General features: G+C 73.4%; 22 protein-coding genes. 12 read left to right on the top strand and 10 right to left on the bottom strand.

The genetic code is table 11. The annotated features are described in order from the left end of the window. Positions 1–2 precede the first annotated feature (2 nt). From RLT58_RS03700 to RLT58_RS03685, 4 genes are all read right to left on the bottom strand, one after another. Complete coding sequence (locus RLT58_RS03700; RefSeq protein ID WP_311308927.1) at positions 3–1367, bottom strand: STM4012 family radical SAM protein; 1365 nt, start codon at positions 1365–1367, stop codon at positions 3–5. Then, the gene (locus tag RLT58_RS03695) at positions 1364–2176 is read right to left on the bottom strand and encodes an STM4013/SEN3800 family hydrolase (protein WP_311314406.1); all 813 of its coding nucleotides are present in this window, start codon (positions 2174–2176) and stop codon (positions 1364–1366) included. Before RLT58_RS03695 ends, RLT58_RS03700 begins: the two co-directional genes overlap by 4 nt. A gap of 37 nt (positions 2177–2213) precedes the next feature. Beyond that, positions 2214–3359 (bottom strand): STM4014 family protein, encoded by a 1146-nt coding sequence (locus RLT58_RS03690; RefSeq protein WP_311308926.1) that lies wholly within the window; start codon positions 3357–3359, stop codon positions 2214–2216. An 86-nt stretch (positions 3360–3445) separates the two neighbouring features. Then, positions 3446–4390, bottom strand: coding sequence for an STM4015 family protein (locus RLT58_RS03685; protein ID WP_311308925.1), 945 nt, complete (start codon positions 4388–4390; stop codon positions 3446–3448). A 176-nt stretch (positions 4391–4566) separates the two neighbouring features. On the opposite strand from RLT58_RS03685, the gene RLT58_RS03680 reads away from it, so the two are divergent. After that, a complete protein-coding gene (locus RLT58_RS03680) occupies positions 4567–4893 on the top strand; it encodes a DUF8820 family protein (RefSeq protein ID WP_311308924.1) in 327 nt (108 codons plus the stop codon). Between the two features lie 63 nt (positions 4894–4956). Then, positions 4957–5958, top strand: coding sequence for a DUF6745 domain-containing protein (locus tag RLT58_RS03675; protein ID WP_311308923.1), 1002 nt, complete (start codon positions 4957–4959; stop codon positions 5956–5958). A gap of 49 nt (positions 5959–6007) precedes the next feature. On the opposite strand, the gene RLT58_RS03670 is transcribed toward RLT58_RS03675, so the two are convergent. Then, positions 6008–6598, bottom strand: coding sequence for a TetR/AcrR family transcriptional regulator (locus tag RLT58_RS03670; RefSeq protein ID WP_311314405.1), 591 nt, complete (start codon positions 6596–6598; stop codon positions 6008–6010). Positions 6599–6691: 93 nt separating this feature from the next. Further along, a complete protein-coding gene (locus RLT58_RS03665; protein WP_311308922.1) occupies positions 6692–7900 on the bottom strand; it encodes a glutamate dehydrogenase in 1209 nt (402 codons plus the stop codon). Positions 7901–8137: 237 nt separating this feature from the next. On the opposite strand from RLT58_RS03665, the gene RLT58_RS03660 reads away from it, so the two are divergent. From RLT58_RS03660 to RLT58_RS03615, 10 genes are all read left to right on the top strand, one after another. Further along, entirely contained in the window at positions 8138–8596 is a 459-nt protein-coding gene (locus tag RLT58_RS03660) for a PPOX class F420-dependent oxidoreductase (protein WP_311308921.1), read from the top strand. 99 nt (positions 8597–8695) lie between these two features. Next, the gene (locus RLT58_RS03655) at positions 8696–9958 is read left to right on the top strand and encodes an MBL fold metallo-hydrolase (RefSeq protein ID WP_311308920.1); all 1263 of its coding nucleotides are present in this window, start codon (positions 8696–8698) and stop codon (positions 9956–9958) included. 118 nt (positions 9959–10076) lie between these two features. Continuing rightward, positions 10077–11081: an ArsR/SmtB family transcription factor gene (locus tag RLT58_RS03650; protein WP_311308919.1), complete on the top strand. Its 1005-nt coding sequence runs from the start codon at positions 10077–10079 to the stop codon at positions 11079–11081. A gap of 114 nt (positions 11082–11195) precedes the next feature. Next, entirely contained in the window at positions 11196–11909 is a 714-nt protein-coding gene (locus RLT58_RS03645; protein ID WP_311308918.1) for a C39 family peptidase, read from the top strand. Between the two features lie 52 nt (positions 11910–11961). Beyond that, the gene (locus tag RLT58_RS03640; RefSeq protein WP_311308917.1) at positions 11962–12951 is read left to right on the top strand and encodes an alpha/beta hydrolase; all 990 of its coding nucleotides are present in this window, start codon (positions 11962–11964) and stop codon (positions 12949–12951) included. 318 nt (positions 12952–13269) lie between these two features. Beyond that, entirely contained in the window at positions 13270–15180 is a 1911-nt protein-coding gene (locus RLT58_RS03635; protein ID WP_311308916.1) for a sensor histidine kinase, read from the top strand. Positions 15181–15187: 7 nt separating this feature from the next. Continuing rightward, positions 15188–15622 (top strand): roadblock/LC7 domain-containing protein, encoded by a 435-nt coding sequence (locus RLT58_RS03630; protein WP_311308915.1) that lies wholly within the window; start codon positions 15188–15190, stop codon positions 15620–15622. A 2-nt stretch (positions 15623–15624) separates the two neighbouring features. Next, positions 15625–15996, top strand: coding sequence for a DUF742 domain-containing protein (locus RLT58_RS03625; RefSeq protein ID WP_311308914.1), 372 nt, complete (start codon positions 15625–15627; stop codon positions 15994–15996). Beyond that, positions 15974–16741 carry a GTP-binding protein gene (locus tag RLT58_RS03620; protein ID WP_311308913.1) on the top strand — a complete coding sequence of 256 codons (768 nt, stop codon included), beginning with the start codon at positions 15974–15976 and terminating at the stop codon, positions 16739–16741. Before RLT58_RS03625 ends, RLT58_RS03620 begins: the two co-directional genes overlap by 23 nt. Before the next feature lie 20 nt (positions 16742–16761). Further along, positions 16762–17325 carry a GAF domain-containing protein gene (locus RLT58_RS03615; RefSeq protein WP_399131816.1) on the top strand — a complete coding sequence of 188 codons (564 nt, stop codon included), beginning with the start codon at positions 16762–16764 and terminating at the stop codon, positions 17323–17325. Positions 17326–17351: 26 nt separating this feature from the next. Here the strand turns inward: RLT58_RS03615 and RLT58_RS03610 are convergent, their stop codons facing one another. The 4 genes from RLT58_RS03610 to RLT58_RS03595 all read right to left on the bottom strand — a co-directional run bounded on the left by RLT58_RS03610 (position 17352) and on the right by RLT58_RS03595 (position 24385). Then, positions 17352–19289: a DUF2264 domain-containing protein gene (locus RLT58_RS03610; RefSeq protein ID WP_311308911.1), complete on the bottom strand. Its 1938-nt coding sequence runs from the start codon at positions 19287–19289 to the stop codon at positions 17352–17354. 30 nt (positions 19290–19319) lie between these two features. Next, positions 19320–21752 (bottom strand): polysaccharide lyase 8 family protein, encoded by a 2433-nt coding sequence (locus RLT58_RS03605; protein WP_311308910.1) that lies wholly within the window; start codon positions 21750–21752, stop codon positions 19320–19322. Positions 21753–21773: 21 nt separating this feature from the next. Then, positions 21774–23132, bottom strand: a complete 1359-nt coding sequence (locus tag RLT58_RS03600) for a M60 family metallopeptidase (protein WP_311308909.1) — start codon at positions 23130–23132, stop codon at positions 21774–21776. 158 nt (positions 23133–23290) lie between these two features. Further along, positions 23291–24385 (bottom strand): LacI family DNA-binding transcriptional regulator, encoded by a 1095-nt coding sequence (locus RLT58_RS03595; RefSeq protein WP_311314404.1) that lies wholly within the window; start codon positions 24383–24385, stop codon positions 23291–23293. Positions 24386–24409 lie beyond the last annotated feature (24 nt).

Below are 24409 nucleotides of genomic sequence, written 5' to 3'. Positions count from 1 at the left end.
GCTCACCTCACCTCGTACGCGGCCATCGCGGCCCGTACGGCGGGGGAGAAGAGTTCGGGGCCCAGCGCGTCGGAGTGGGCGAGTCCCTCCGGCGACAGCCGCAGCAGCCCCTCGGCTGCCGCGCCCTGATCGAGCCAGCCCCGCGCCTCGAAGCCGGCCGTCTCCGCCGGGAAGTCCTCGTACGGGGAGGTGCCGAACCGCTCGCGGTAGCCGGACAGCTCCATCCCCCCGGCCTGCAGCACCGACTGGAGGAGATGGCGGCGCCGCGCCTCGTCCCCGTCCGTGTACCGCCCCACCTCGGCGTGCGAGAAGTCCTCGGTGGCCGTGTACGCGTCGATGATCGTGCGCACCCTGCGCATCTCCACGGCGTAGTCGAAGGAGTAGTGCAGCCGCGAGGTGTACGAGCGGGCGCCGCAGCCCAGACCGATCATGCCGTCCGTCTGGCAGGCGTAGTCGTCGGGGCCGTCCGTGCGCGGGGCGTCGGCGCGGCGGAACATCCGCATCGAGACCTGCTCGTAGCCGTGGGCCAGGAGGTGGTCGCGGCCGGACCGGTAGAGGCGCAGCCGCTGCTCGTCCCAGGCCGCGTCCGCCGCGGCCGGGTCACCGGCGCCGAGCCGGCCCAGCGCGGTCAGCGGACGGACGTAGAGCGGGTAGAGGTACAGCTCCTCAGGCCGCCAGCCGAGCGCCGCGTCCAGCGAGGTGCGCCAGCTCTCCTCGGTCTGTCCGTCGATGCCGTAGATCAGGTCGATGTTGAGGACGGGTACCGAGGTGTCCCGGATCAGGCCGAGCGCCTTCTCCACATCGGCGCGGCGCTGCGGGCGGACCGCCGCCCGGGCCTCGGCCTCCACGAAGCTCTGCACCCCGATGCTGATCCTGGTCGTCCCCCGGTCGGCGAGGACGGCCAGCCGGTCGGCCGTCGCGGTCGACGGGGACGTCTCCACGGACAGCGGCACGGACCGCAGATCGGCGTCCATGCGCTTCTCCGCTATGTCGCACAGCCGCTCCAGCTCCCCCGCCGTCAGAAAGGTCGGCGTCCCGCCGCCGAACGCCGCCGCGGCGAAACGCACCGGCTCCCCGTCGCCCAGCGCGTCCCGTACGGCTGTCGCCTGCCGGTCCAGCGCGTCGAGATAGCGCGTGGTCAGCTCGTCGGGCGCGCCGATCCGGGTGAAGAGATTGCAGAAGCCGCAGCGGACCTCGCAGAACGGTATGTGCAGATAGAGGGAGAGCGCGTCCTTGCGTTCGCCGGCCCACAGGTCCCGCAGCGCGGGGCGCCCGCCGGGCAGCCGGCCGAGCGGCTCGTACGCCGTCTTGTGCGGATAGGCGTACACATAGCTCTGATACGGGCGGACGGAGTGCGGACTGGTCATCGTGCGGTCCCCGGTTCCAGGAAGAAGTGGGCGTACGGAACGGTCCAGACGGACTCGTGGCCCAGCCGGTGACCGGTGTAGCCGTCGTCGCCGTACGCCGTGCCGTGGTCCGAGCAGACGATGGCGAAGGCGCGGCGACGGCTGCTCACGGCGGCGAAGAGCCGGCCGATGTGGGCGTCGACGTACTCCAGCGCGGCGGCGTGCGTCGCGCGGCTGTCGCCGTCGTCGCGGGTGGCCCCGGGCCGGTGGAACCAGTTCGGCTGGTGCAGGGCGGCGACGTTGACGAAGAGGAACAGCCGCTGTCCGTGCGGCAGCCCGGCGACGACCTGCTCGGCGCGGGCCACCTGCGCCTCGAACGAGGTGGGCGATGCGACACCGAACTCGGGTTCCCAGTGCGCCTCCTGGAACAGGCCGGGGAGCACCGAGCCCAGCGGTGCCCGCTGGTTGAAGAACCCCACCCCGCCGACGCACACCGTGCGGTACCCCGCCCCGGCCAGGCCCGACACCAGGTCGGGGGTGTCGAAGACGAAGGTGCGCTCGGCGGTCGTCTCGCTGCCGGCGAACCGTGCGGCGAACAGCCGGGGGTGCGGGCCGGGCGTGGCCGGGGTGGGCAGGAACCCCGCGAAGATCGCCTGGTGCGAGGCATAGGTGAAGCTCCCCGGGGCGTGCCGCTTCTCCCAGACGCCGCCCGGCAGATGCCGGGCCAGGTTAGGGATGCGCCCGGCGGCGGCCAGCTCCGCCGCGACGTCGTGGCGCAGGGTGTCCAGGGTGACGAGCAGCAGATCGTGGCTGCCCACGACCTCGCTCATGTCGGGGTCCACGGCGTCCGGGACGGGGAAGGGGGTTTCAGGGGGCAGCGATGCCACGGTGACGGTTCCTTGCTCGGTTCAGTACGGCGGCGACCTGCGCCGCATAGGTGTCCAGGCCCTCGGCGCCGCTGCCCGGCAGTCCGGTCAGCCCCGGCAGAAGGTCACCGAAGGCGTTGACCTCGCCGACGGCGAAGCGCCGCCAGCCGGTCGAAGGCAGCAGGTCGACGCCGACGCACATCGTGTCCGGGAAGGCGGCGGCCGCCCGCTCGCACACCGCCAGCGCCCCGCCCCAGCTGCCGCCCGCTGCCTCGACGGCCGACCGCACCTCGGCCAGATCGCCGCGTGCGCCGCCCAGATGCAGATTGGTCATGGGGGAGCGGCTGGTGCGGACCACGGCATGGGTGGCGCGGCCGTCCACCACCACGACCCGCAGGTCCGCGACCCGGCCGCGCTGCGACGCCTTCGGCAGCCAGCGCTCGATGTGCAGGCCGTCCGGCGCGAGCGCGTCCACGATCGCCGCGACCTCGCGCTCCGTCGTACAGCGCCTGACCCGCAGGGAGTTGTGGAGCCGGCCGCCGGGCTCCCGCTCCACCGATGTGGTCGCCCGGACCCGGCCGGGACCGGCCGTCTCCACGGCCAGCACCCCGGAGGCGGAGGAGCCGTGCGCCGGCTTCACGAACGCGCGCGGCATGCGGTGGTCCGCCATCAGCGCCCGCACCTCGGCCCACCCCCGCACGGGCGGCGCGCCCGGCCCCGACGTCGGGGAGGCGGGGACGGGCACCCCGGCGGCGTCCAGCACCCCGTGGCACAGCCGCTTGTCGAACAGCACCGCGATGTCACCGGGACTGTCCAGCAGCCGGGCGCCCGCGGCCGTCGTGGCACGGCCCACCTCCCTTACGGCGGCGGTGAACCGCGCGTACCAGAGCGCCGAGCCCTCCACCCTCGTCGGGTCCTCGACATCCCGCAGCAGCCGTTCGACCCCGGCGTCCTCGCCCGGAGACTCGATGCGGACGGTCTCCCCGGCCAGGAAGGCCGCCCGCCCGTCCAGCACGTCGAGCCAGGACACCGTGCGCGCCGGCGGCAGCCCGGCGGCCCGCACGGCGTTCTGGAAGAGGCCCACCCGCCGGCTGCCGGGGTTGCCGACGACCGCCAGGCGCGGCGCGCTACTCGCCGGCCGCGACATGCTCGCCGGCCGCGACAGGACGGGGCGGACGCGTCCGCGGCAGTCCGCGGAAGGTCCCGGGGCGGTCGGTACGGCTCATCGCGGGATCACTCCGACACCGTGACGTACCGGCCGGCCGGGCCCCGGTCGTCCCACGGCTCGCAGCGGTCCGACAGGTCCACCCGCACCCCGTGCGGCTCCAGGGCCCCGGCGACGCGGCGCTCCATCGGTTCGGTCAGGAAGTGGTGGTGCAGATCGAGCGTTTCGAGGTGGGTCAGCGGCTGGCCGTCCAGCAGCGCCGCCGCGCCCTCGTCGCCGAGCGTGCCGCAGGACAGGTCCAGGGTGCGCAGCCGCGCCACCAGCGGGGCCGAGGCGATGGCGGCCGCGATCTCGTTCTCCACCTCGCTGTTGCGCAGACCGAGGTGGTGCAGGGCGGGGAAGCGCGTCCCGGACAGCAGCGGGGCGAGGTCCGCCACATCGGTGTCGCCGCCGTAGGCAGAGACCCCGAGCCACAGGTCGAGCCGCTCCAGGGCGGGCAGTTCACTGTCCAGCACCCCGCGCACCACCTGTACCGGCAGCCCGCCCGTCTCGATGGTCAGCGAGCGCAGCCGCTCGTGCCGGGTGGGAGGGAAGACCAGCTCCGATCCGCCGCGCACCCCGAGCTCCACCAGCGCCGGGAAGGCGGCGAGCAGTTCGGTCACATCGCTCTGCTCGATCCAGGAGATCTCCGCCTCCTCCATCGTCAGATCGCCGACGAAGACCGCTTCCAGCGAGGTCAGCCGCTCGGCGGCGGCGATGACGAGACCGATCGGGTACGCCGACGTCTCCTCGTACGACTCGCCCCACTGCCCGATGATCAGCGCGCGGACACCGGCCGGGTCCACCTCCGCCAGGAACGCGTTGAACTCCTCTTCCCAGGTGCCGTCGTCCTCGTACGGCTCGATCGAGACGCGCCAGGCCGCCGCACCGGCGGCGGGCCGACCGGTCGCCCCGGACTTGAAGTCCACGGCCGGAAGGCCGAGCAATGCGTGCAGGTGGTCCACATCGGACATGGCCCTGAGCTCCTGATGACGACGACGGGTTGGTGTCCGCAAGGTCTATCAAGGCCCACTGACAACGGCGCGACCGGGCCCCGCCGACGGCGGCTCGACGACCGATTGTCAGACCCCCGCCGTAGCGTTTTCCACGTGGCCGGCACAGCGGGTGCCGCCTCGGAGGGGAGACGTCTGTGTACCGGCAGGGCGATGTACTGATCATGCCGCTGGAGGAGTCCGCGGTGCCGCCGAATCTCGTGGACGCCCCGGGCGAACTGCGGGACGCGCGCGGCCGGCTGGTGCTCGCGCTCGGCGAGGTCACGGGACACGCGCACGCGGTGCCCGGGCCGGGACGGCTGATCCGGGAGAGCGGGGTGTTCGGCCCGATGCTCCTCCACCTCCCCGAGGGCGGCCGCGTGGTGCACGAGGAGCATGCGGTGATCCCGCTGCCGAAGGGCTGGTTCCGCGTGGTGCGCCAGCGGGAGTACGCGCCGGGGGCGGTCCGCGTCGTCGCGGACTGAGGAGCCGTGCTCATCCAGCAGCGAGTGAAGACCGGAACACAGGGACAGGGGACGGGGAAACCGATGCAGTACGTGGACTCTTGGCGGGGCGTGGCGGCGGCGACCGGCGCGGCGGACCGGGCGGCGGCCGAGGACGGGGTGCGGCTCGCCTACCGCAGCGCGGGCCTCGCGGAGCCGGAGGAGTTCGTCTGGGCCGACTCGCCCAGGGCGGCCGTGGAAGCCGTGGAGAAGCTGACCGGCGCGGGCCGCTCCGTGCGTGACGAGGTGCGGACCCGCCCCTGGGCCCAGGAGCGGCGCCGGATGTACGACGAGCTGGGCCCGGCCGGCTGGTCCGCGCTGTGGTCCGCGACCGGCGCCCAGCTCTGGGAGACAACGGCGGCCCTCGCCGACCGGATACGGGCGGGTGTCGTGGCCGACCTCACCGAGAAGCCGGAGGACGAGTCGGACATCCGCCTGGTGCTGCTCGATGCGGTCCTCGGCCAGCACGACGCGGCCTGGCTCGCCGCGTTCGACGGCCGGGGCGACCGGCTCGGCGGACTGGCGGCCGTCGCAAGGAACGCCGGCTGGTGGTGGCCCTACGAGCGGGCCGTGGTCATCAGCGAACGCCCCGAGGAACTGCACCGGGACGAGGCAGGCCGGCTGGACCGGGGCGACGGCCCGGCCCTTTCCTACCCGGACGGATTCGCCCTGTACGCCTGGCGCGGCATGCCGGTGCCGCCCGCCTTCCTGGCGGAACTGGCGGCGCTGACCCCCGAGCGGATCCGCGCCGAGGAGAACGCGGAGCTGCGCCGCGTGATGCTGGAGTTCTACGGCTACGACCGCTACCTCACCGAGTCCGGCGCCGAGCCGGTCCACCGGGACGAGACGGGCGTCCTCTGGCGGGTCGCGCTCGACGGCGACGAGGACGTGGTCATGGTCGAGGTGGTCAACTCGACACCCGAGCCGGACGGGACCCACCGCACGTACTGGCTGCGGGTGCCGCCCAGGACCAGGACGGCCAAGGAGGGGGTCGCGTGGACCTTCGGGCTCCAGGGCGAGACCTACGCACCGCTGCGGCAGACCTGAGCGGGCAGGGGGACCGCGCCGGGCGGTTCCGGGCCGCCGGCCCCGGGTCTCAGGCCGTCAGGGTCTCGTGGTCGATGCCCAGTTCGCGGGCGAGCGCCTGCTCGGTCCACTCCAGCATCGTGGCCCGGGAGAGCGGACCCGCGTACGAGGTCATCTGCACCGCCAGGCCGTCCAGCAGCGCGGTCAGCCGCCAGGCCACGGACATCGGGTCGTCGCAGTGGAACTCGCCCGCCGCCGCGCCCTCCTCGATGACCTCGGCCAGCTCCGCCTTCCACTGCTGGTCGAGATCGCCCGCCACATTGCGCAGCGTGGGATCCCGCAGGGAGGCCGCCCAGCCCTCGATCCACAGCCGCCAGCCCTTGGCCTGGCCCGTCGGCGCGTACCAGCGGACGGCGGCGCGCAGCCGGCGTACCGCCGTGGTGCGACGGCTCAACAGCTTGCGCAGATGGGCGAGATCCAGCTCGGCGGCGTGCGCGAAGGCGGCCGCGACCAGCTTCTCCTTGGTGGAGAAGTGGTACAGCACCAGGGCGTTGCTCACGCCGAGCACGGACGCCACATCGGCGATGCGCACCGCCGCGACACCCCGTACCTCGATCTGCTCGACGGCAGCGCGCAGCAACTCCTCGCGTCGCTCCGCCACACCCAACCGCACTCTTGCCACGCCGTCACCCTAACCAATGCCCACGTGGGGACAGCAGGGCGATGCGTGCGTGAGGGGCCCCGGGCCCCTGGGTCAGCGGTACCAGCCGAAGCGTTCGGCCATGACCGGCAGCCGGTCCGCGACGACGGCGTGCGCCGCGGCGCGCGGGGTGCAGCCGTCCGCCGCCGCGCGGTCGAGCACCAGGCCGACGAGGTCCCGCATCGAGCGCCGGATGTGGGCGAACGCCTCGTCCGCGTCGGCGCCGATGTCGCCGAACAGGGTCCACCACCACCAGGCGTTGGTCCCGGAGTTGACGACCACGTCGGGCAGCACGGTGATCCCGCGCTCCGCGAGCAGGGCCTCGGCCTCCGGGAGCACCGGCATATTGGCGGCCTCGACGACCCAACGGGCCTTGACGGCTGCCTGGTTCACGGCGTCCACCGCGTAGGAGACGGCCGCCGGTACGAGCAGCTCGGCGTCCTGGGCCAGCCAGGCCTCGGCCGGCAGCTCCCGGTCCGCGCCGCGCAGGGCGCCCCGGTCCACCGTGCCGTAGGCGTCCCGGGCGGCGAGCAGCGCCTCGACGTCCAGCCCGGCCGGGTTCACGATCGTGCCCTTGATGTCGGCGACCGCGACCACCCGGAGCCCGGCGCGGGAGAGGAAGCGGGCGGTCGCCCCGCCCATCGTGCCCAGGCCCTGCACGGCGACCCGGGCGCCCTCGCGGGGAACCCCGGCCCGTTCCAGCGCCGCGAGCGCCGACTCGGCGACCCCGCAGCCGCCGACCAGCTCGTCCAGCCCGATGCCGTCCACCTCGACGGCGAAGGCGTCGGCCAGCCGCTGCCGGGCGACCGGCTCGTCGTCCAGCAGCGGGTACACCGCCTGGACCGTGGAGACGAGACCCGCCTCCGCTGCGGCGCGGTCGACCAGGTCCTGGGTCAGGCCCAGGTCCTCGCCGGTCGTCCAGATGCTCTCGATGTACGGGCGCATGGCGCGCAGATAGCGCACCAGGACGCCGTAGGCCGCCGGGTCGCGGGGGTCGCAGTCGATGCCGCCCTTGGCGCCGCCGAGCGGTATGTAGCGGGCCCCGGCCCGGTCCGCGTCGAAGTGGAGCGCCTCCTTCATCGTCATTCCCCGGGCCAGCCCGGCCACCTCGTCCAGGGTGCAGCCCCGCCGCATCCGCAGCCCGCCGCTGGACACCCCGCGCACCAGCCGGTCGACGACGAGGTGCCCCTGGTGCCCGGTGGCGTGATCAGTCCAGGTCAGGGAGATCAGCGGGGCGGGCGGGGACACGGGCTGCGTCGTCATCCGGGGGCACTCCTCGGTCACCGCCCGGCGCCGACCGGCGACCGGGCTCGATTACTGAACCGTCGGTCAGTATCGGGAAGCGGGGGAGCCGCTGTCAATCCGGAGCCCGCCGGTTACCGGCCGTGATCATGGCGGCCGGTGCGGGCGGGGCGCCGGGATGGCCGGATCCGGCGCCCGGCGGGGCGGCCCGCAGACCCGAGGCGGAATCCTGCGCACCGCTCGGGCGTTGGATTCGGCATGACGGGATTCGATGCCACAAAGGGGTTCGACGCACGCCAGGAAGCGCTGCTCGGACTGTTCTCCGAGAACGACGGCGGCGTACTGGTCACGCTCAAGCAGGACGGCAGGCCCCAGCTGTCCAATGTCAACCACTTCTACTACCCCGACGAGCACATCGTCCGGGTCTCCATCACCGAGGGCCGTGCGAAGACGCGGAACCTCCGGCGGGACCCCAGGGCGAGCTACCACGTCACCAGCCAGGACCGCTGGGCCTGGACCGTCGCGGACGGCACCGCCGAGCTGAGCCCCCCGGCCGCCGACCCCGGGGACGACACCGTGGCCGAGCTGATCGGCCTCTACCGTGACGTGAAGGGCGAGCACCCCGACTGGGACGACTACCGCGCGGCCATGGTCAGGGACCGGCGCGTCGTCCTGCGTCTCCACGTCGAGCACGTGTACGGGCAGGAACGTGGCTGAGGCGGCCCCGGCGGAACGCCATCCCGTTGGGTGTACCGCTCTCGCACAGTCGTACCCCCTGTCCATAATGAGACGACACCGACTCCCTCAGGAGATCTTGTGACCGGCGCTGACAACAGGCTTCCGCTCCGCACCCGGCTGCGTGCGCTGCGCCCCGCGGCCTTCGGGGCCGACCCGGGCGGCGCCCGCATGGAGCGCATCCGCAATTCCCCGAACTTCGCCGACGGTGTCTTCCAGAACCCGGTCGGGGCCCGGATCAGGCCCTCCGGGTCCGCCCTCGAATTCGCGAAGGTCTACTTCCGCAAGGAGGAGCGGGTCCTCAGATCGCCGGTCGGCACCATCCCCGTGCACGCGACGACGCTGGCGGACCTCGCCGCGCCCCCCGCCTCCGGGCTGCGGATCACCTGGATGGGCCATTCCAGCGTGCTCGCCGAGATCGACGGCCGGCGCGTGCTGTTCGACCCCGTCTGGGGCGAGCGCTGTTCGCCCTTCGCGTTCGCCGGCCCCAAGCGCCTGCATCCCGCACCCCTGCCGCTCGGGGTGCTCGGCCCGGTCGACGTCGTCGTGATCTCGCACGACCACTACGACCACCTCGACCTCCCCACGATCCGCGCCCTCGCCCGTACGGAGACGGTCTTCGCGGTCCCGCTCGGGGTCGGCGCGCACCTGGAGAGCTGGGGCGTCCCGCCGGAGCGGATCCACGAGCTCGACTGGAACGAGACCACGACGGTCGCAGGGATCAGCCTCACCGCCACCCCGGCCCGGCACTTCTGCGGCCGGGGGCTGCGCAACCAGCAGCACACCCTCTGGGCGTCCTGGGCCGTCGCGGGTCCCGAGCACCGGATCTACCACAGCGGTGACACCGGCTACTTCCCCGGATTCAGGACCATCGGTGCCGAGCACGGGCCGTTCGACGTCACCATGATCCAGATCGGCGCGTACAGCCAGTTCTGGCCCAAGGACCGGACGGACAGCAAACCCGAACCCGGCGCCTGGCCCGACATCCACATGAGCCCCGACGAGGGGGTACAGGCGCATCTGGACCTCCAGGGCGACGACCCCGCGGCCGGCGTCATGCTGCCGATCCACTGGGGGACGTTCAACCTCGCGCTGCACCCGTGGGCCGAACCGGCCGAATGGTCCATGCGCGCCACCCAGTTCGCCGGCGTGACGATGGCCTCCCCGCGGCCGGGTCAGCCCTTCGAGCCCGCCGACCCGCCGCCCGTCGACCCGTGGTGGCGTGCCGTCGCCGCCGAGCCGGCACCCGGCTGGGGCAACTGGCCCCCGGTGCATGTACAGCTCCCCGGCGGAGCCAGGTCCACGGCGCCCGACCGCGACCGGGACCGCGCGCCCCAGGCCTGACCGACGCCGACGCCGACGACCGCCGTCCGAGGATGCTCCGACGGCGGTCGAACGGCGGTCGAACAACGGTACGCTGCCGGGAGGGGGCCGGACACCGCCACGTCCCGAGGGAGCGGCCATGTTACGGGTGCACTTCACGTCCGAGGACCTGGCGCGGGTCCGGGTGGCGCCCGGCCCGGACTTCCTCTGGGAGATCAGCAACAGCGTGCAGACCCTGCAACGCCGCGACGGCGAAAGGGTGTTCGGCACCTGGCGGCGCTGGGTGCGGCCACGGCTCTCGGCCGGACCCCGGCTGCTCTCCTCCCTGCTGCCCCCGCACGGCTACTCCCCGGACTTCCTCACCCCCACCTGCGGCGACCGCGCCACCCTGCAGGCCTCGGTCGACACCCTGCTGAGCACCCCGCGCCCCCGGCTGCGCACCGAGCTGACCCAGCTCGCCTCCTCGCTCCAGCTCCCCAGCTGGGTCAGGTCACTGGCCGGTGGTGACGCGGAGACCCTGCGGCAGCTGGGCGGAGCCCTGCGTACCTACCAGCGGGAGGCGCTCGCGCCGTACTGGCGCCGCGTCCACGCCGATGTCGAGGCCGACCGCGCCGTCCGGCTGCACAGCCTCCTGGACGGCGGCACGGAGGGGCTGCTGACCGGGCTCGGACCGCAGTTCCGCTGGCGGGCGCCGGTGCTGGAGGTGACCTACCCGGTCGAGCAGGACCTTCATCTGCGCGGGCGCGGCCTGGTGCTGCAGCCCTCGTTCTTCTGCTGGCCCACCCCGATCACGCTGGCCGACGGGGATCTGCCGCCCGTTCTGGTCCATCCGATCCAGCACACCCCGGACTGGGCCGGGCCCGCCCGCCCCGCCGAGGACGCCGGTCCGCTGGGACCGCTGCTCGGGCACACCCGCGCGGGCATCCTGCGGGCGACCCGCACGGGCTGCTCGACCGTCGAGGCCGCCCGGCTCCTGGACGTCACCCACCCCGCCGTCAGCCAGCATCTGAACGTGCTGAGAGCGGCGGGACTGGTCACCACCGTGCGCAGAGCCGGACGCTCCCTCCATGTCGCGACCGCCGAGGGGCGCGCCCTGCTGGCCGCCGAGGAGCGCGCCCACGGCAGGCCCTCGCCGTCGGTGTGACGGCCCCTCAACTCCACGCGTAAGCCTGAACTTTCGTCCCTTGCGCAGGCTCCGGGCCAGGAACGACGCTGAGGCACGCCGTCGCAGGGCCCACCCCCACCCTCAGGAGCCTTCATGCGCAGGAGACTTGTGTCCACCGCCATCGCCGCGGCCGCCGTCGGAGCCCTGCTCCACCCCGGCACGGCCCTGGCCTCGTCCGCACCGCACAGCACCTCCGTATCCGTGCTCGCGCACGGCTCGTCCGCCGGGACCGCCGTCGTCAGCGGGCACAACCAGCCGGGCACCCGGCTCAAGGTGGACGGCGGGTCCACCGAGACCGCTCACTGGCTGGACATCGACTACCAGGTCCAGGAGACCGGCTACTGGTGCGGCCCGGCCGCCACCCGCATCGCGCTCTCCGCCCGGATCGCCCCGCCGAGCCAGGCCGATCTCGCCCGGCAGCTCGGCACCACCGAAGCCGGCACCGACCACATCGGCCAGGTCACCGGCGTGCTCAACGCCAACCTCGGCGGCGGCTGGTACGAGACCAAGGAGATGCCGAACGACCCGCCCACGCAGGCCCAGCGGGACCTGCTCTGGTACGACGTGGTCTTCGACATCGACCGCAACTACCCCCTGGTCACCAACATCGTCGCCCCGCCCGGCAACCAGCCCCCCGGCTATCCGTCGAACCAGACGATCTACCACTACTTCACCGTCATCGGCTACGACGACGCCGACCGCACCGTCCTCATCGCCGACCCCGCCTCCTTCAGCGGCAATCAGATCTACTGGCTCTCCTTCGACCAGCTCGCCACGCTGATCCCGCCGAAGGGCTACTCGGCATGACGGCCCGCCGCAGCCCCCTCCACGTCAACATCCACCGCACCGAGGAGCCCAGGTGAGTGACCTCCGTCCCAGCCGCCGCGACGTCATCAGGGCAGCCGGCGGGATCTCCGCCGCCGCAGCCCTCGGCGCCGGCGGCATCCTCGCCTCCGCCTCGCCGGCCAGTGCCGCCGGTGACGGATTCGGACTGCGCATCGTGGACCGCAACGAGGGCGACGCGCGCATGTGGTACTACCGGTTCGCGACCGACGCGATCGGCTGGAACCCCGGCGTGAACGTCCTGCTCCCCGACGGCTACCACACGAGCGGCCGCCGCTACCCGGTCCTCTACCTGTTCCACGGGGGCGGCACCGACCAGGACTTCATCACCTTCGACCGGGTCGGCATCCGCGCCTGGACGGCCGGCAAGCCGCTCATCGTGGTGATGCCCGACGGCGGACACGCGGGCTGGTACTCCAACCCGGTCAGCTCGAACACCGGCCCCCGCAACTGGGAGACCTTCCACATCGCCCAGCTGCTCCCGTGGATCGACGCCAACTTCCGTACGTACGCCGAGTACGACGGCCGCGCGGTCTCCGGGTTCTCCATGGGCGGCTTCGGGGCGCTGAAGTACGCGGCCAAGTACTACGGCCACTTCGCCTCGGTGAGCGCGCACTCCGGGCCCGCCAGCCTGCGCCGGGACGCCGGGCTGGTCGGGCACTGGGCCAACGCCTCGTCGGCGGCCCTCGACCTGGCCGGCGGCACGGTCTACGGCGTGCCGCTGTGGGACGAGGCGAGGGTCAGCGCCGACAACCCGGTCCAGCGCATCGAGAGCTACCGCAACAAGCGGGTCTTCCTCGTCGCGGGGACCAGCCCCGACCCGGTCAACTGGTTCGACCGGATCAACGAGGACCAGGTGCTCGCCGGACAGCGCGAGTTCCGGTCGCTGCTCGGCGCGGCGGGCATCCCGCACGAGGCGCACGAGGAGCCCGGCGGACACATCATCCGCGAGTCCGTGTTCCGCCACGACCTCGACGGCATCGTCGCGCGGCTCCGCAAGGCGTAACGCGCACGCACACACCGGGGGCGGGCCCCCTCGACCGCGGTCGAGGGGGCCCGCCCCCGGTGTGTGCGTCAACAGCCGTCACAGGATGGACTATTCGGTCGCTCGTGCGAGAGGTCATACCAGAGCGGGACGGATGGCGGGCAAGTTCTACAACTGCCCGTCGCACCCTCGTCCCGGGCGACTACCGTGTGTGCCCGGTGATCAACGGTGGGCTCATATTCTCCGAGCCTGCCCGGCCGATGACCCGAGAATGACCGACCACCGTAGGTGCCACCACATGAATGCCGATTCCTGGGGCCCCACGTACCGAGGACGCTGATGTCTCAACTTCGCGCACCCGACGCGCGACCGGAACGACGAGAGGGCGGGCGGCACGGCCGACCGGGTGCCCGTTCCCACTCGGCCGCGGCCAGACCGCGCGCTGCCCGGCCGTCCCCCGAGGCGCGCATACGCCCCCAACTGCTGCGGACCGCCGTGCTGCCGGCCGTCGCCGTCGCCCTGGCCGGTGCCGCGGCCGTCATCTTCACCGCACGGGCGGGCCGCGCCAGGCCGTCCACGGAGCTGTGGATCGCGCTCGGCGCCGCCGGCGCGCTCGCGCTCGCCTCGGTGATCGCCGCCTCGCTGGCCGCCAACCGGGTCGCCACCACGGTCCTCGGCCGCTGCCTGGCCCTGCGCCGCGCCAGCGCCCAGGGCCAGGCCGACCTGCAACGGGTGGTGGAGCAACTGCGCAACGGCGAACCCGTGCCCGCGCGCCGCCCCCCGCAGAACGTCGCCCCCGGCAGCGACGCCTTCGAGCTGCTGGCCCAGGAGCTCGGCCGCCAGCAGGAGGCCGCCGTGGCCGCCGTCGTCCAGGCGTCCCGGCTCAACGAGCACACCGGCGAGGACCAGAAGGTCGAGGTCTTCGTCAATCTCGCCCGCCGCCTCCAGTCGCTCGTGCACCGCGAGATCCAGCTCCTCGACGAGCTGGAGCACGAGGTCGAGGACCCGGACCTGCTCAAGGGCCTCTTCCACGTCGACCACCTGGCCACCCGCATCCGCCGGCACGCCGAGAACCTCGCCGTGCTCGGCGGCGCTGTCTCCCGCCGCCAGTGGAGCAACCCGGTCACCATGACCGAGGTGCTGCGTTCGGCGATCGCCGAGGTCGAGCAGTACCCGCGGGTCAAGCTCGTCCCGCCGATCGACGGCACCCTGCGCGGGCACGCCGTGGCCGACGTCATCCACCTGCTGGCCGAACTGGTCGAGAACGCCACCGTGTTCTCCGCCCCGCACACCCAGGTGCTGCTGCGCGCCCAGCACGTCACCGCCGGACTCGCCCTCGAGGTCGAGGACCGGGGGCTCGGCATGCCGGGCGACGAGCGGAAGCGGATGAACGCCCTGCTCGCCGACCCCGACCAGGTCAATGTCGCCCGTCTGCTCCAGGACGGCCGGATCGGACTGTTCGTGGTCGCCTCGCTGGCCCGCCGGCACGGCATCGCCGTACGGCTCCAGAGCAACATCTACGGAGGCACGCAAGCCGTACTCGTCCTCCCGCAGACCCTGCTCGGAGCCGACGACGACACCTCCGGCAGCACCGGCGAGGTGCCGGCGCCCCCGCCGGGCCCCGTGCACCGCCCGCCGCCCCAGGACGACACCGCCTCGCACCGGAAGCCGGCCCCCGCGCCCGCACCCGAGCCGGAGCGCCGGCCGTACGTCCCCAGCCAGCAGCTCCGGCTGCACCAGCCCCCGCAGCAGAACCGGGCGCAGGGCGAGGCACCACCGCTCCCGCTCCGCGCCGAGCGCCTCGACCGCCCGGCCCCGGCCGAGCCCGCCCCCGACAGCGGGCCCGCCGACGACGCCCGGCCGGCGCTCGCACCGGAGACCGGGGTGGTCCGCGGCACCATGGGCCGGCCCCAGCTCCCCAGGCGTGCCAACCAGGAGCACCTGGTCCCGCAGCTCAGGGAGGCACCGGCACCGCGTTCGGAGGAGGAGCCCACCCTGCACGACCCCGGGCTCGTCGCCGCCTTCCGGCGCGGGATCGACCTCGCCGAGGCACGGGCCGAGTCCGAGGCGGAGCCCGTCCAGGACACCGGCTCCGGCTTCGCCACCGACCCGGGCGGCGCGCCGGGGACGGGCCGCTCACCGCTGGAGCCGCTCCCGGTCCGCGGCGCGGCCGCACCCGTGGAACTGCTCGGGGCCGGCGCCTACCACAGCGAACAAGACCCACTCGAAGCGAATCCGACCAAGGAGTAGATGCACCATGGCGACCGATATGCCGTCCGGTCAGGTCTCGGACCTCGACTGGCTGCTGAGCGGGCTGGTCCAGCGCGTGCCGTACACGCGCAGCGCGGTCCTGCTCTCCGCCGACGGGCTGGTGAAATCCCTCCATGGCATGGACGCCGACAGCGCCGACCACATGGCGGCGCTGGCCGCCGGTCTGTACTCGCTGGGCCGCAGTGCCGGCGCGCGGTTCGGGGACAACGGGGAGGTGCGCCAGGTGGTGGTGGAACTGGACTCGACGCTGCTCTTCGTCGCCACCGCCGGCTCGGGCACCTGTCTGGCCGTGCTCGCCGGCCGCAACGCCGACGCCGCCGTCCTGGGCTACGAGATGACCATGCTGGTCAAGAGCGTCCGGCCGTATCTGATGACGCCGGTGAGACAAGCGGCCGGGGTGCCGGGCGCCGCGGGGATGTGAGCATGCCGGCCACACAGGACGGGCCGTTGCTCGACGATGCGGCAGGCCGCCTCATCCGCCCCTACACCGTGAGCAACGGCCGCACCCGTCCCACCACCGTGCTCGACCTGCTGTCCCTCGTGATGGCCACCGGGACGGTCCCGCAGACGCATCTGGGCCCCGAGCACTCCGTGGCGCTGGGGCTGTGCGACGGACCCACCTCGGTGGCCGAGATCGCCGCCCATCTGCGGCTGCCCGCCGTCGTGACCAAGGTGCTCCTCTCGGACCTGGTCGACTGCGGAGCCGTCACCGCGCACCCGCCCGCTTTCCATGACATGCCCACCGACCGATCCCTGCTGGAGGCAGTGCTCGATGGCTTACGACGACAGCTCTGACGGCTTCGACGGCTCCGCCCCCTACACGGGCACCGGAAGCCCCGGACACGTCGGCTACGCGGACGGCCCGGCGGACGGAGGCTACGCGCACATCCCCGCCCCCGCCGGACACCCCGAGGCCCCCGCCACCCCCGAGGGCTTCCCCGTCGCGCTCAAGGTGCTGGTCGCGGGCGGATTCGGGGTCGGCAAGACGACGTTCGTCGGCGCGGTCAGCGAGATCGCGCCCCTGAGCACGGAAGAGCTGCTGACCCAGGTCAGCGCGGCGACCGACAGCCTCGAAGGCATCGAGTCCAAGACCTCCACCACGGTGGCGATGGACTTCGGCCGCATCACCCTGGACGAACAGCATGTGCTCTACCTGTTCGGCACACCCGGCCAGGAGCGCTTCTGGTTCATGTGGGACGAGCTCTCCCAGGGCGCGCTGGGGGCCGTGGTGATCGCGGACACCCGGAGACTGGAGGAGTGCTTCGCGGCCGTCGACTTCTTCGAGCGGCGCGGCATCGGATTCATCGTCGCCGTCAACGAGTTCGACGGCGCCTTCCGGTACGGCCCCGAGGAGGTGCGGGCCGCGCTCGACCTGGCGCCGGAGGTCCCGGTCGTCCTGTGCGACGCCCGGATCGCCAGCTCCGGCACCGGCGCGCTCGTCACCCTGGTCCAGCACCTCATCAACGCCACCGCCGAACCGGCCCCGCTGACCGCCCACGGCAGCTACGGCACGTACGGCAGCTACGGAGCACATCCGTGATCCCGCACGCACTCGGCCGGATGCTGCTCACCCCCGTGGACAACGAGGCGCCCGTCCGGACCCAGCGGCTGCGCAGCCTCGGTCTGGGCGAGCGGGCCGACGCCTCGTTCGACAACTTCGACGCCTTCGCCGACCGGGTGGCCGAAGTGACGGACGTGCCCTTCTCGATGGTCAACTTCATCGACGGGAACCGGCAGTTCTTCGCCGGGCTGCACACCCCCGCCGGGACCCGCAAGGGCTCGGACCTGGGGGCCACGGCGGCGAGCAGCGGCCGCAGCGGGCGGTACGTCGCCCTCGACCACGGCTACTGCCCGCATGTGGTCGTCCGGCGCAAGGCGCTGGTGCTGGAGGACGTCTGCGACTACCCGCGGTTCGCCGGGAACCCGGTCGTCGACGACATAGGCATCCGCTCCTATCTGGGGGCGCCGCTCATCGACCGCACGGGGGTCGCGCTGGGAGCCGTCTGTGCCGTGGACACCGTGCCCCGCCCCTGGGGCCGGGCCGGGCTCGACACGATCAAGTCCCTCGCCCAGGAACTGGTCGGACACCTGCACCGCCGGGAGGACAACGCCTTCGGACTCTGACACCCCGCCAGCGCACACCCCCGCCCTCAGACCTCGACCGTACGGCCGTCCAGGAAGGTCAGCGTCACCGCCTCGCCCTCCACCCGCACCCGCACGGCCGTGCGCAGCACCTCCGGGTGGATGCGGTCGCGCGAGAGCACCACGAGCGAGACATGCACGCTCGACCCGCCCGGACGGGGCGCGCTGCGCAGATACGGGACCGCCGAGTGGGGCCCGTACGCGTTGGACTCGACATCGCGGGCGACCGCGCCCCCCTCGACGCCGCCGTCCCAGCCGTACAGGGCGACCACCGCACTGGTCAGCCCCTCGGCGGTACGGGCCAGCGCCCAGTCCGGCCCCGACGAGGCGAACGGGCTCCGCGCGTCCGCGACGGCGTGACCGCCCTCCCGGACCACCGCGCCCTCGGGCGCCTCGACCCGGTGCACCCGGATCTCCCACGGACCGTGCAGCACACTCGTTGTCTCAATCCGGTAGGCCCGCTCGTCACCGGGCAGCCGCGCCGCCGACCAGGAGGCGGCAACCCGGTCCTCGCAGCGCAGCGGATGGATACGGCGGCGGCGGGACGGGGTGCCGTCGGGGGCGATCAGCGCCAGATGGCCGTCGACGGTGCGGGCGAGCGCGTGCGGCGCGGACTCGGGTGCCGTCGCCGTCGAGTACGCGAGCTTGGCGTAGTGCGGATCGTCCTCGCCCGCGCCGAGGTCCGGGTCCGCCCCGGCGTCGAGGTCCGCAGGGGAGGGGGCGGGCGGATTGTGGTCGCTGCCGTGGTTGACCAGCCGGACGATCCCGTCGTGCCGGGTACCGTGGAGCAGCCAGCCTGGCGCCGGCAGCGCCGTGCAGGTGTCGGACTCCTCGACGGGCAGCGGGAGTTCCCGCACCGTCCACACCGGATGGCCGGCGGGCAGGAGAAGCCCGAGGAACCCCTTGCTCGCCCAGTACGGCGAGGCGGGACCGGAGTACGGCTGGGTGGACGGCAGGAAGGTGTCGTACCAGCCGAGCGTCAGCAGCCCCCGTTCGTCCGGCACCCCGCGCTCCGCGAAGTGCCGCAGGGTGCCGGAGGCGAGCCGGCGGGTGAGGCCGGGCGCGAGCGGAGTGCAGTCCGCGAGCGCGCCCATCCACACCGGGGCCAGGGCGGCGAAGCGGTACGCGAGCGAACGGCCCTGGTGCACCGGGGCGCCGTCGGCCCCGAAGAAGTGCGGGTAGTCCTCCAGGAACCGGCTCAGGCGCTGCCGGTAGACGGCCGCCCGGCCGCCGTCGCCGTCCGGACCCGCGATCCGCGCCCACAGGAGCGGGTACAGATGCATGGCCCAGCCGATGTAGTAGTCGAAGTTGCGGCCGTCCCCGTCGGTGTACCAGCCGTCACCGACGTACCAGTCCTCGATCCTGTCCAGGCCGCCCTCGATGTCGGCGCGGATGTACGGGGCGCCCACCGAGGCCAGGAACTGTTCGGACACCACCTGGAACAGCCGCCAGTTGTTGTCCCAGGTACGGCCGCCGACGAACCCGGAGAACCAGTCGACGACCCGCTCCTGCACCCGGGCGTCCAGCCGGTCCCAGATCCACGGCCGGGTCTCGTGCAGCGCCACCGCGACGGACGCCGCCTCCACCATCTGCTGGGAGCAGTCCGTCAGGCGCGGCCACGCCTCCCCGCTCGCCGGGTCCGTGCCGGCCGCGAGACCGGCCGCGTACCGCTCGGTCAGCGCGGGGTCGACCGCCCCACCCGCGCCCGCGATCCGGCAGGCGGCGAGCAGGAACGACCGGGCGAAGCCCTCCAGACCGTCGGAGACCACACCGGACCAACTGCCGCGCCCCGGCAGCCGGTACTGGGCGAACCCCGGTGTCGCGTACGGCACCAGCGCGTCCAGCATCCGGTCGGCGGTCGCCTCCCAGTGCGCCCGGGTCCAGCCGGTGCGGGACGACAGGATCCGGTCGGTGGGCGGCAGCTGCAGATGCGGGGCGACGGACATGGTGGTGCTGCTCCTGGTTCGGTGGGGTGGTTACTGGACGAGTTCGGCGTGGTGGGTGTGGCCCCGGGAGCCCCCGACGGCCACGGTGAGCCGGGGCCTGCGTCCCGGGACGAGGGTCACGGTGTCGTCGGCCCGGGTCACCGCCCGGACGCGGAAGGGCAGTTCGACCGTGACGTCGGTCCCGGTCCGGCCGGGGTCGGCGACCGCGACGGACACCTGCGCACCCCGCCGCCGCACCAGGACGGTGGCCGGTCCGGACGCGGTGATCCCGGCCGCCGTGCCCGCGCCCCAGAAGTGCACCGCCGTCAGACCGGTCCTGCGGTCCTCCACGGCCTGGGCGGTGGCGTCGTTGGCGACGATCCGCACCGGCCGGGAGGCCGACCACACGGCGGTCGCGGCGGCCGAGGCGCCGGGCAGCAGCGCATAGGCATACGAGGAGCCGGCGGGGGAGGAGCCGTGGTCGACCCAGAGGGTGAGATAGCGGCGGGTGACCGGGTCGGCGCTGCCTCCCGTGTCCGCACCGGTGTTGATGGCCCGCCAGGTGCCGGTGCGTTCCTCGCGCAGGGTGCGCAGGGCCCCGCCGCCCGGCAGGACATAGCCGCCGACGCCGTCGATGTGCGCCCACCGGGCCCGGCCGAACGAGCCCGCCCTGCCCTGTTCCAGGGGTTGCGGAATGCCGTCGACCAGCAGCCGGTTGCGGCCGGACGCCCCGAGATTGCGGTTCTCGATCACCGTCTCGACCGTGCGCCCGTCGCTCGCGGTGATGCCGGAGCCGAGTGCGACGACCGCGTTGTCCAGCAGGAACCACGCCTTCCGGGCGCGCAGGGTGCTGCCGGGGGCCCCGATCAGCTCCATCGCGGCGGCGCCGTGGCGGCCGTCCAGTGCGGCGCCGCCCGCCACCGCGTTCGACGGCCGGTAGGTGGAGGTGCCGGCGCCCGTGCCGAGGTCGTCGCGCGGGCGGGTGTCGACCGTGGTCCCCGGGAGGCGGTACGGGTCGACGGTCGGCCAGAAGCCGTCGTTGAACTGCCCGAGGCCGTCGCCGTCGTACAGATAGGTCATGCCGTCGCCGGTGTACCAGCCGTGCAGGTTCTCGCCGTTGCCCGCCTCGTACGCGGAGATCCGCTTCGACGACAGTGACAGGGCGCAGGCCCAGCCGGGGCGGCGGTGCACGACGCGGTCCATGTCGGCGAAGACGAAGCTGCCCGTGGTGCGGGCCTCGGGACGGATGTCCGGGTCGGCCAGGGCGGCTTTGGCCAGGGCGAGTTGGGGGAGCGTGGTCAGGGCGGCGAAGGGGGTGGTGCGGTTGCGGGTGAGCCAGCCCTTGGCGAGCGCCCGCCAGCGGCCGGCCAGGTCCGCCGGGGCTCCGGTCGCCAGGAGCAGGATCGCCGCGACGGCGGTCGCCCCGTCCCGGTGGTCGCCCGCGCGCTCGCGCGAGACGGCGCGGCCGCGCACGGTGTCCATCATCAGCCCGTCGAAGATCACCGGGGCGAAGCTCCGCTCGACGGCCTCGTACATCACCGAGACCTCCGGGTCGGTGACCGCCCACGGGGAGCCGGCGAGCAGCGAGAGCAGCCAGGCGGCGCCCCCGAGCAGTACCGTGCCGTAGGAGCCGGTGTACGCGACCACCTCGTGCTGGACGAACGAGCCGTCCTCGTAGAACCCGTCGCCCGAACTCGTATAGCGGAAAAGGCTGTTGCGGCCCGCGTCGCGTACGTCGGAGAGCGCGTCGCGGGCGGAGGCCACCTTGGCCGCGTCCCTGCCGAGCAGTCCGCGCAGCGCGACGATCACGGCCTTGTCGGTGCGGTTGGCGCCGGTCTCGGCGAGGGTGGGGGAGTTGGTGCGGCGGTCCGCGTCCGGGCAGAAGCGGTCGACGACGGCGAGGTAGTCCGTGAGGTCGGCCGCGGGCAGCCGCTCGCGCAGCAGGACGCAGCAGTCCATCAGGGCGCGCGGCGCGCCGATCTCCCAGAACCACCAGTTGCCGGTCTCGCGGGCGTCCGGACGGTAGGCGGTGTCGTAGGTGAACCGGAGCGCGGCGAGCAGCGCCTCGGCCGCCTCCGTGCTGCCCGAGAGCGTGGTGCCGGGGGTGGCCCACGCGGTGGCGAGCGTGCGCAGCCGTGTGTAGCTCTGGCCGAAGTTCCCCGGTTCGGTCAGGGGCGCGAGATCGGCCCACAGCGCGGAGCGTCCGGCGTCGCGGTCCAGGGTGTCCCACAGCCCGGCCGCAGCCGAGTCCAGGGCGGTGACCCCGGCCGCGAAGTCGGGGTCGGCGGCGTCGAACGCGCCGCCGGTCAGCAGGGTTTCGGCCCGGTCCAGCAGTCCGTCGAAGTCCACGTCGGAGGCCTCCTCCGCCTGCGGTGCCGCGGGTGCCGTCGCTGTCCCGTGCGCCGCCCACGCCGGGCCGGCCGCCAGGGCGACGGAGACGGTGGCGCCGCCCGCCGCGAGAAGGGTCCTTCTGCTCAGGTGCATGGTGACTCCTTGTCCGCGGGATCAGTCGGTGAGCGTGCTGGGGTCCACGGGCGGCTGCGGGAGGTTCAGGGCAGCGAGTTCCGCCCGGCCGGTGGCGTCGATGGGGAAGGCCCAGGTGTGCACGAAGAAGTCCGTCAGGTCGTAGCCCGCGATCCGGCTGGAGTAGGTGGCCAGCGCCCGGTAGCGCTTGGCGTCCTGCGTGTAGTCCGACTGCGGGTTCTCCTCGCGCACCAGCTTGTGCAGCCGGGGCCAGAAGCCGTCCCCGAAGGCCAGCTCCAGCTGACGCAGCGGGACGAGCTTCTCGTAGGCGCCGAAGGACTTCTCGTACGTCAGCCCGTCCGTGCCGAACTTCGCGCGGGCGGTCTGGAACGCGGTGAGACCGGTCACCGGGTCGACGGTGAGCAGGTTGGACGGCTCGCCGAGTGTGCGCTGGGCGGCCAGCGAGTAGATGTTCACCGTCACCTCGGTGAGGCCGCCGGGCTTGTACGCCATCTGCTGGTGCAGGTGGCCGAGTTCGTGGTACAGCCCCCAGCCCCGGGTGCGCAGCCCCTCCACCGTGGTGGCGCGGTCGAGATAGGCCCTCGGGAAGCCGTTGTAGCCGTGGGTCGCATAGGCGCCGACCCCGGTGGGCACCTTGCTGACCTCGGTGAAGTGGTAGGGCCCCGCCTTGCGGCGGTGCACCGGCTTCGAACCGTCGAGACCGCTGATCCGGGCGTGCGAGTCGATGATCGTCTCGACCAGCCGGAGCAGGGCTCCGTGGTCCTCGTCGCGGTAGAGGAGTGCGCCCTCGCGGGTCAGCGTCATGATCGTGTTCGGGCCGTGCAGCTCCACCCAGGGCGACGCGGTCAGGGTGTCCAGCCGGTGCCGGTACTCGGCCTCCGTGGTGCGGCCCAGGGTGAAGACGGGCATGGGGACCGCTCCGGAGCGCACCAGCACGTCCGCCCGCTCGCCGTGCCCGGTGAGCGTCAGATAGACCGGGCCGCCGTGCGGGTCGGTCACGGTGTTGGCGCCCCGGGTGAGCGGGTAGGCGCGCGGCTCGGTGATCTCGCCGTAGTAGTCCCAGGCGCCGATCCACAGGGTGGGCAGCAGACCGTGGTGCGGCCGGACGGTGAGCGAGAGCGGGGTGCCGGGCGGGACGTACAGACCGGTCGGCTGGAACTCCGAGCCGCGCAGGGCCTGGGCCAGCCGCAGCCGCTCGGCCTCGGCGCCGGGCCGGGCGGTGACGGTCAGGGAGACCGGGCGGGCGCCCGGGCGGCCGGTCGCGGCCTGCGCGGAAGCGGCGGAGGCGCCGAGGGCGGCCACCGCCCCCGCGCCTGCGGCGAGGACGGTACGGCGGCCGACGGAGGGGGAAAGCGGGGCGGCGGGGCTGGGCTGACGCATGCGGAACTCTCCCTGCAGAAACGAATGAGGGGCGGAAGCGTGCGGAACGGGGTGGAGCGTGCCGTCAGCATGTAAGCGGTTGCTGTCGAGCCGCAAGGGGAGTCGGGAAGTTACTGTGATTTTCTATGGCCAACTGTGGACAGGCGGGAAGTAACCGGTCACATACGGCTGGACCTGTCGGCCCGGGGTGCCACGGAATCGCGTACCACGATGTGGGTGCCGAGCCGCAGTGCTCCCGTGGTCGGCTCGCGCCAGTCGTCCTCGTCGCCGCCCGAGACGGCGAGCCGCACGGCCTGGCGGCCCATCTCCTCCAGCGGGACATGGACGGTGGTCAGCCGGGGGCGCAGCTCCTGGGCGACCGGGATGTCGTCGTACCCGACCAGCGAGATGTCCCTGGGCACCCGCACCCCGGCCTCCTCCAGGGCCTGGGCAGCCCCGGCCGCGACCATGTCGTTGGCCGCGAAGACTGCGGTGAAATCCGGTCCGTCGCGCAGGAGTTCCGCCATCCGCCGGTAGCCGAAGTTACGGCTGAAGGCGCCGGGCTGGGCCAGCTCGGGATCGACGGCGACGCCGCGCAGCTCCAGGGCGCGGCGGTGGCCGGCCAGCCGGTCGCGGGTGGTGGAGAGCTTGGGCGGTCCGCCGAGGTAGAGGATCCGCTCATGGCCCTGCATCAGGAGGTGGTCGGTGATGGCGAAGGCGCCGCCCTCGTTGTCGTACTCGACCGCCGCGGTCGGCGCGGCCTCGCCGAGCGGCGGCCTGCCGCACAGCACCAGCTTCGAGCCGCCCGCGTCCAGCTCCCGGGCCCGGCGGGCCAGCTCCGAGGTGTAGCCGCGGTCGGCGATCGACCCGCCGACCACCACCACCGCGTCCGCCCGGCGCTCGTGCATCAGGTCGATGAAGGCCAGCTCGCGCTGGGGGTCGCCCTGGGTGCAGCAGACCAGGCAGAGCCGGCCGCCGAGCGCGGCCTCCCGCTCCACCCCGCGTGCGATGTAGGCGTAGAAGGGGTCGATGACCTCGTTGACGATGATGCCGACGGTGCGGTTGGAGACGCCGGCCAGGGCGCGGGCGTGCGCGTTGACCACGTACCCCAGCTCGCGCATGGCCGACTCGACGCGTTCCCGGGTCGCCTCCGCGACGGGGTAGTTGCGGTTCAGGACACGGGAGACGGTGGCCGTCGAGACGCCCGCGACCCGTGCGACATCGGTGACCGTCGCCCGCCGCTGTCCGTCCGCGGCCGTGCTCTGCCGGCGCATCCGGCTCACCCCCTGGTGGCTGTT

The sequence above is a fragment of the Streptomyces sp. ITFR-16 genome, from assembly GCF_031844705.1.
Lineage (GTDB): Bacteria > Actinomycetota > Actinomycetes > Streptomycetales > Streptomycetaceae > Streptomyces.
Note: the sequence above shows the minus strand (reverse complement) of the source record. Positions and strands in the feature narration are given on the sequence as shown.

Excerpts from the sequence above, each read along its gene's own strand:
- RLT58_RS03700 (WP_311308927.1), bottom strand. The coding sequence starts at position 1,367 with ATGACCAGTCCGCACTCCGTCCGCCCGTATCAGAGCTATGTGTACGCC.
- RLT58_RS03695 (WP_311314406.1), bottom strand. The coding sequence starts at position 2,176 with ATGAGCGAGGTCGTGGGCAGCCACGATCTGCTGCTCGTCACCCTGGAC.
- RLT58_RS03690 (WP_311308926.1), bottom strand. The coding sequence starts at position 3,359 with ATGTCGCGGCCGGCGAGTAGCGCGCCGCGCCTGGCGGTCGTCGGCAAC.
- RLT58_RS03685 (WP_311308925.1), bottom strand. The coding sequence starts at position 4,390 with ATGTCCGATGTGGACCACCTGCACGCATTGCTCGGCCTTCCGGCCGTG.
- RLT58_RS03675 (WP_311308923.1), top strand. The coding sequence starts at position 4,957 with ATGCAGTACGTGGACTCTTGGCGGGGCGTGGCGGCGGCGACCGGCGCG.
- RLT58_RS03665 (WP_311308922.1), bottom strand. The coding sequence starts at position 7,900 with ATGACGACGCAGCCCGTGTCCCCGCCCGCCCCGCTGATCTCCCTGACC.
- RLT58_RS03660 (WP_311308921.1), top strand. The coding sequence starts at position 8,138 with ATGACGGGATTCGATGCCACAAAGGGGTTCGACGCACGCCAGGAAGCG.
- RLT58_RS03650 (WP_311308919.1), top strand. The coding sequence starts at position 10,077 with ATGTTACGGGTGCACTTCACGTCCGAGGACCTGGCGCGGGTCCGGGTG.
- RLT58_RS03645 (WP_311308918.1), top strand. The coding sequence starts at position 11,196 with ATGCGCAGGAGACTTGTGTCCACCGCCATCGCCGCGGCCGCCGTCGGA.
- RLT58_RS03635 (WP_311308916.1), top strand. The coding sequence starts at position 13,270 with ATGTCTCAACTTCGCGCACCCGACGCGCGACCGGAACGACGAGAGGGC.
- RLT58_RS03630 (WP_311308915.1), top strand. The coding sequence starts at position 15,188 with ATGGCGACCGATATGCCGTCCGGTCAGGTCTCGGACCTCGACTGGCTG.
- RLT58_RS03625 (WP_311308914.1), top strand. The coding sequence starts at position 15,625 with ATGCCGGCCACACAGGACGGGCCGTTGCTCGACGATGCGGCAGGCCGC.
- RLT58_RS03620 (WP_311308913.1), top strand. The coding sequence starts at position 15,974 with ATGGCTTACGACGACAGCTCTGACGGCTTCGACGGCTCCGCCCCCTAC.
- RLT58_RS03615 (WP_399131816.1), top strand. The coding sequence starts at position 16,762 with ATGCTGCTCACCCCCGTGGACAACGAGGCGCCCGTCCGGACCCAGCGG.
- RLT58_RS03610 (WP_311308911.1), bottom strand. The coding sequence starts at position 19,289 with ATGTCCGTCGCCCCGCATCTGCAGCTGCCGCCCACCGACCGGATCCTG.
- RLT58_RS03605 (WP_311308910.1), bottom strand. The coding sequence starts at position 21,752 with ATGCACCTGAGCAGAAGGACCCTTCTCGCGGCGGGCGGCGCCACCGTC.
- RLT58_RS03600 (WP_311308909.1), bottom strand. The coding sequence starts at position 23,132 with ATGCGTCAGCCCAGCCCCGCCGCCCCGCTTTCCCCCTCCGTCGGCCGC.
- RLT58_RS03595 (WP_311314404.1), bottom strand. The coding sequence starts at position 24,385 with ATGCGCCGGCAGAGCACGGCCGCGGACGGACAGCGGCGGGCGACGGTC.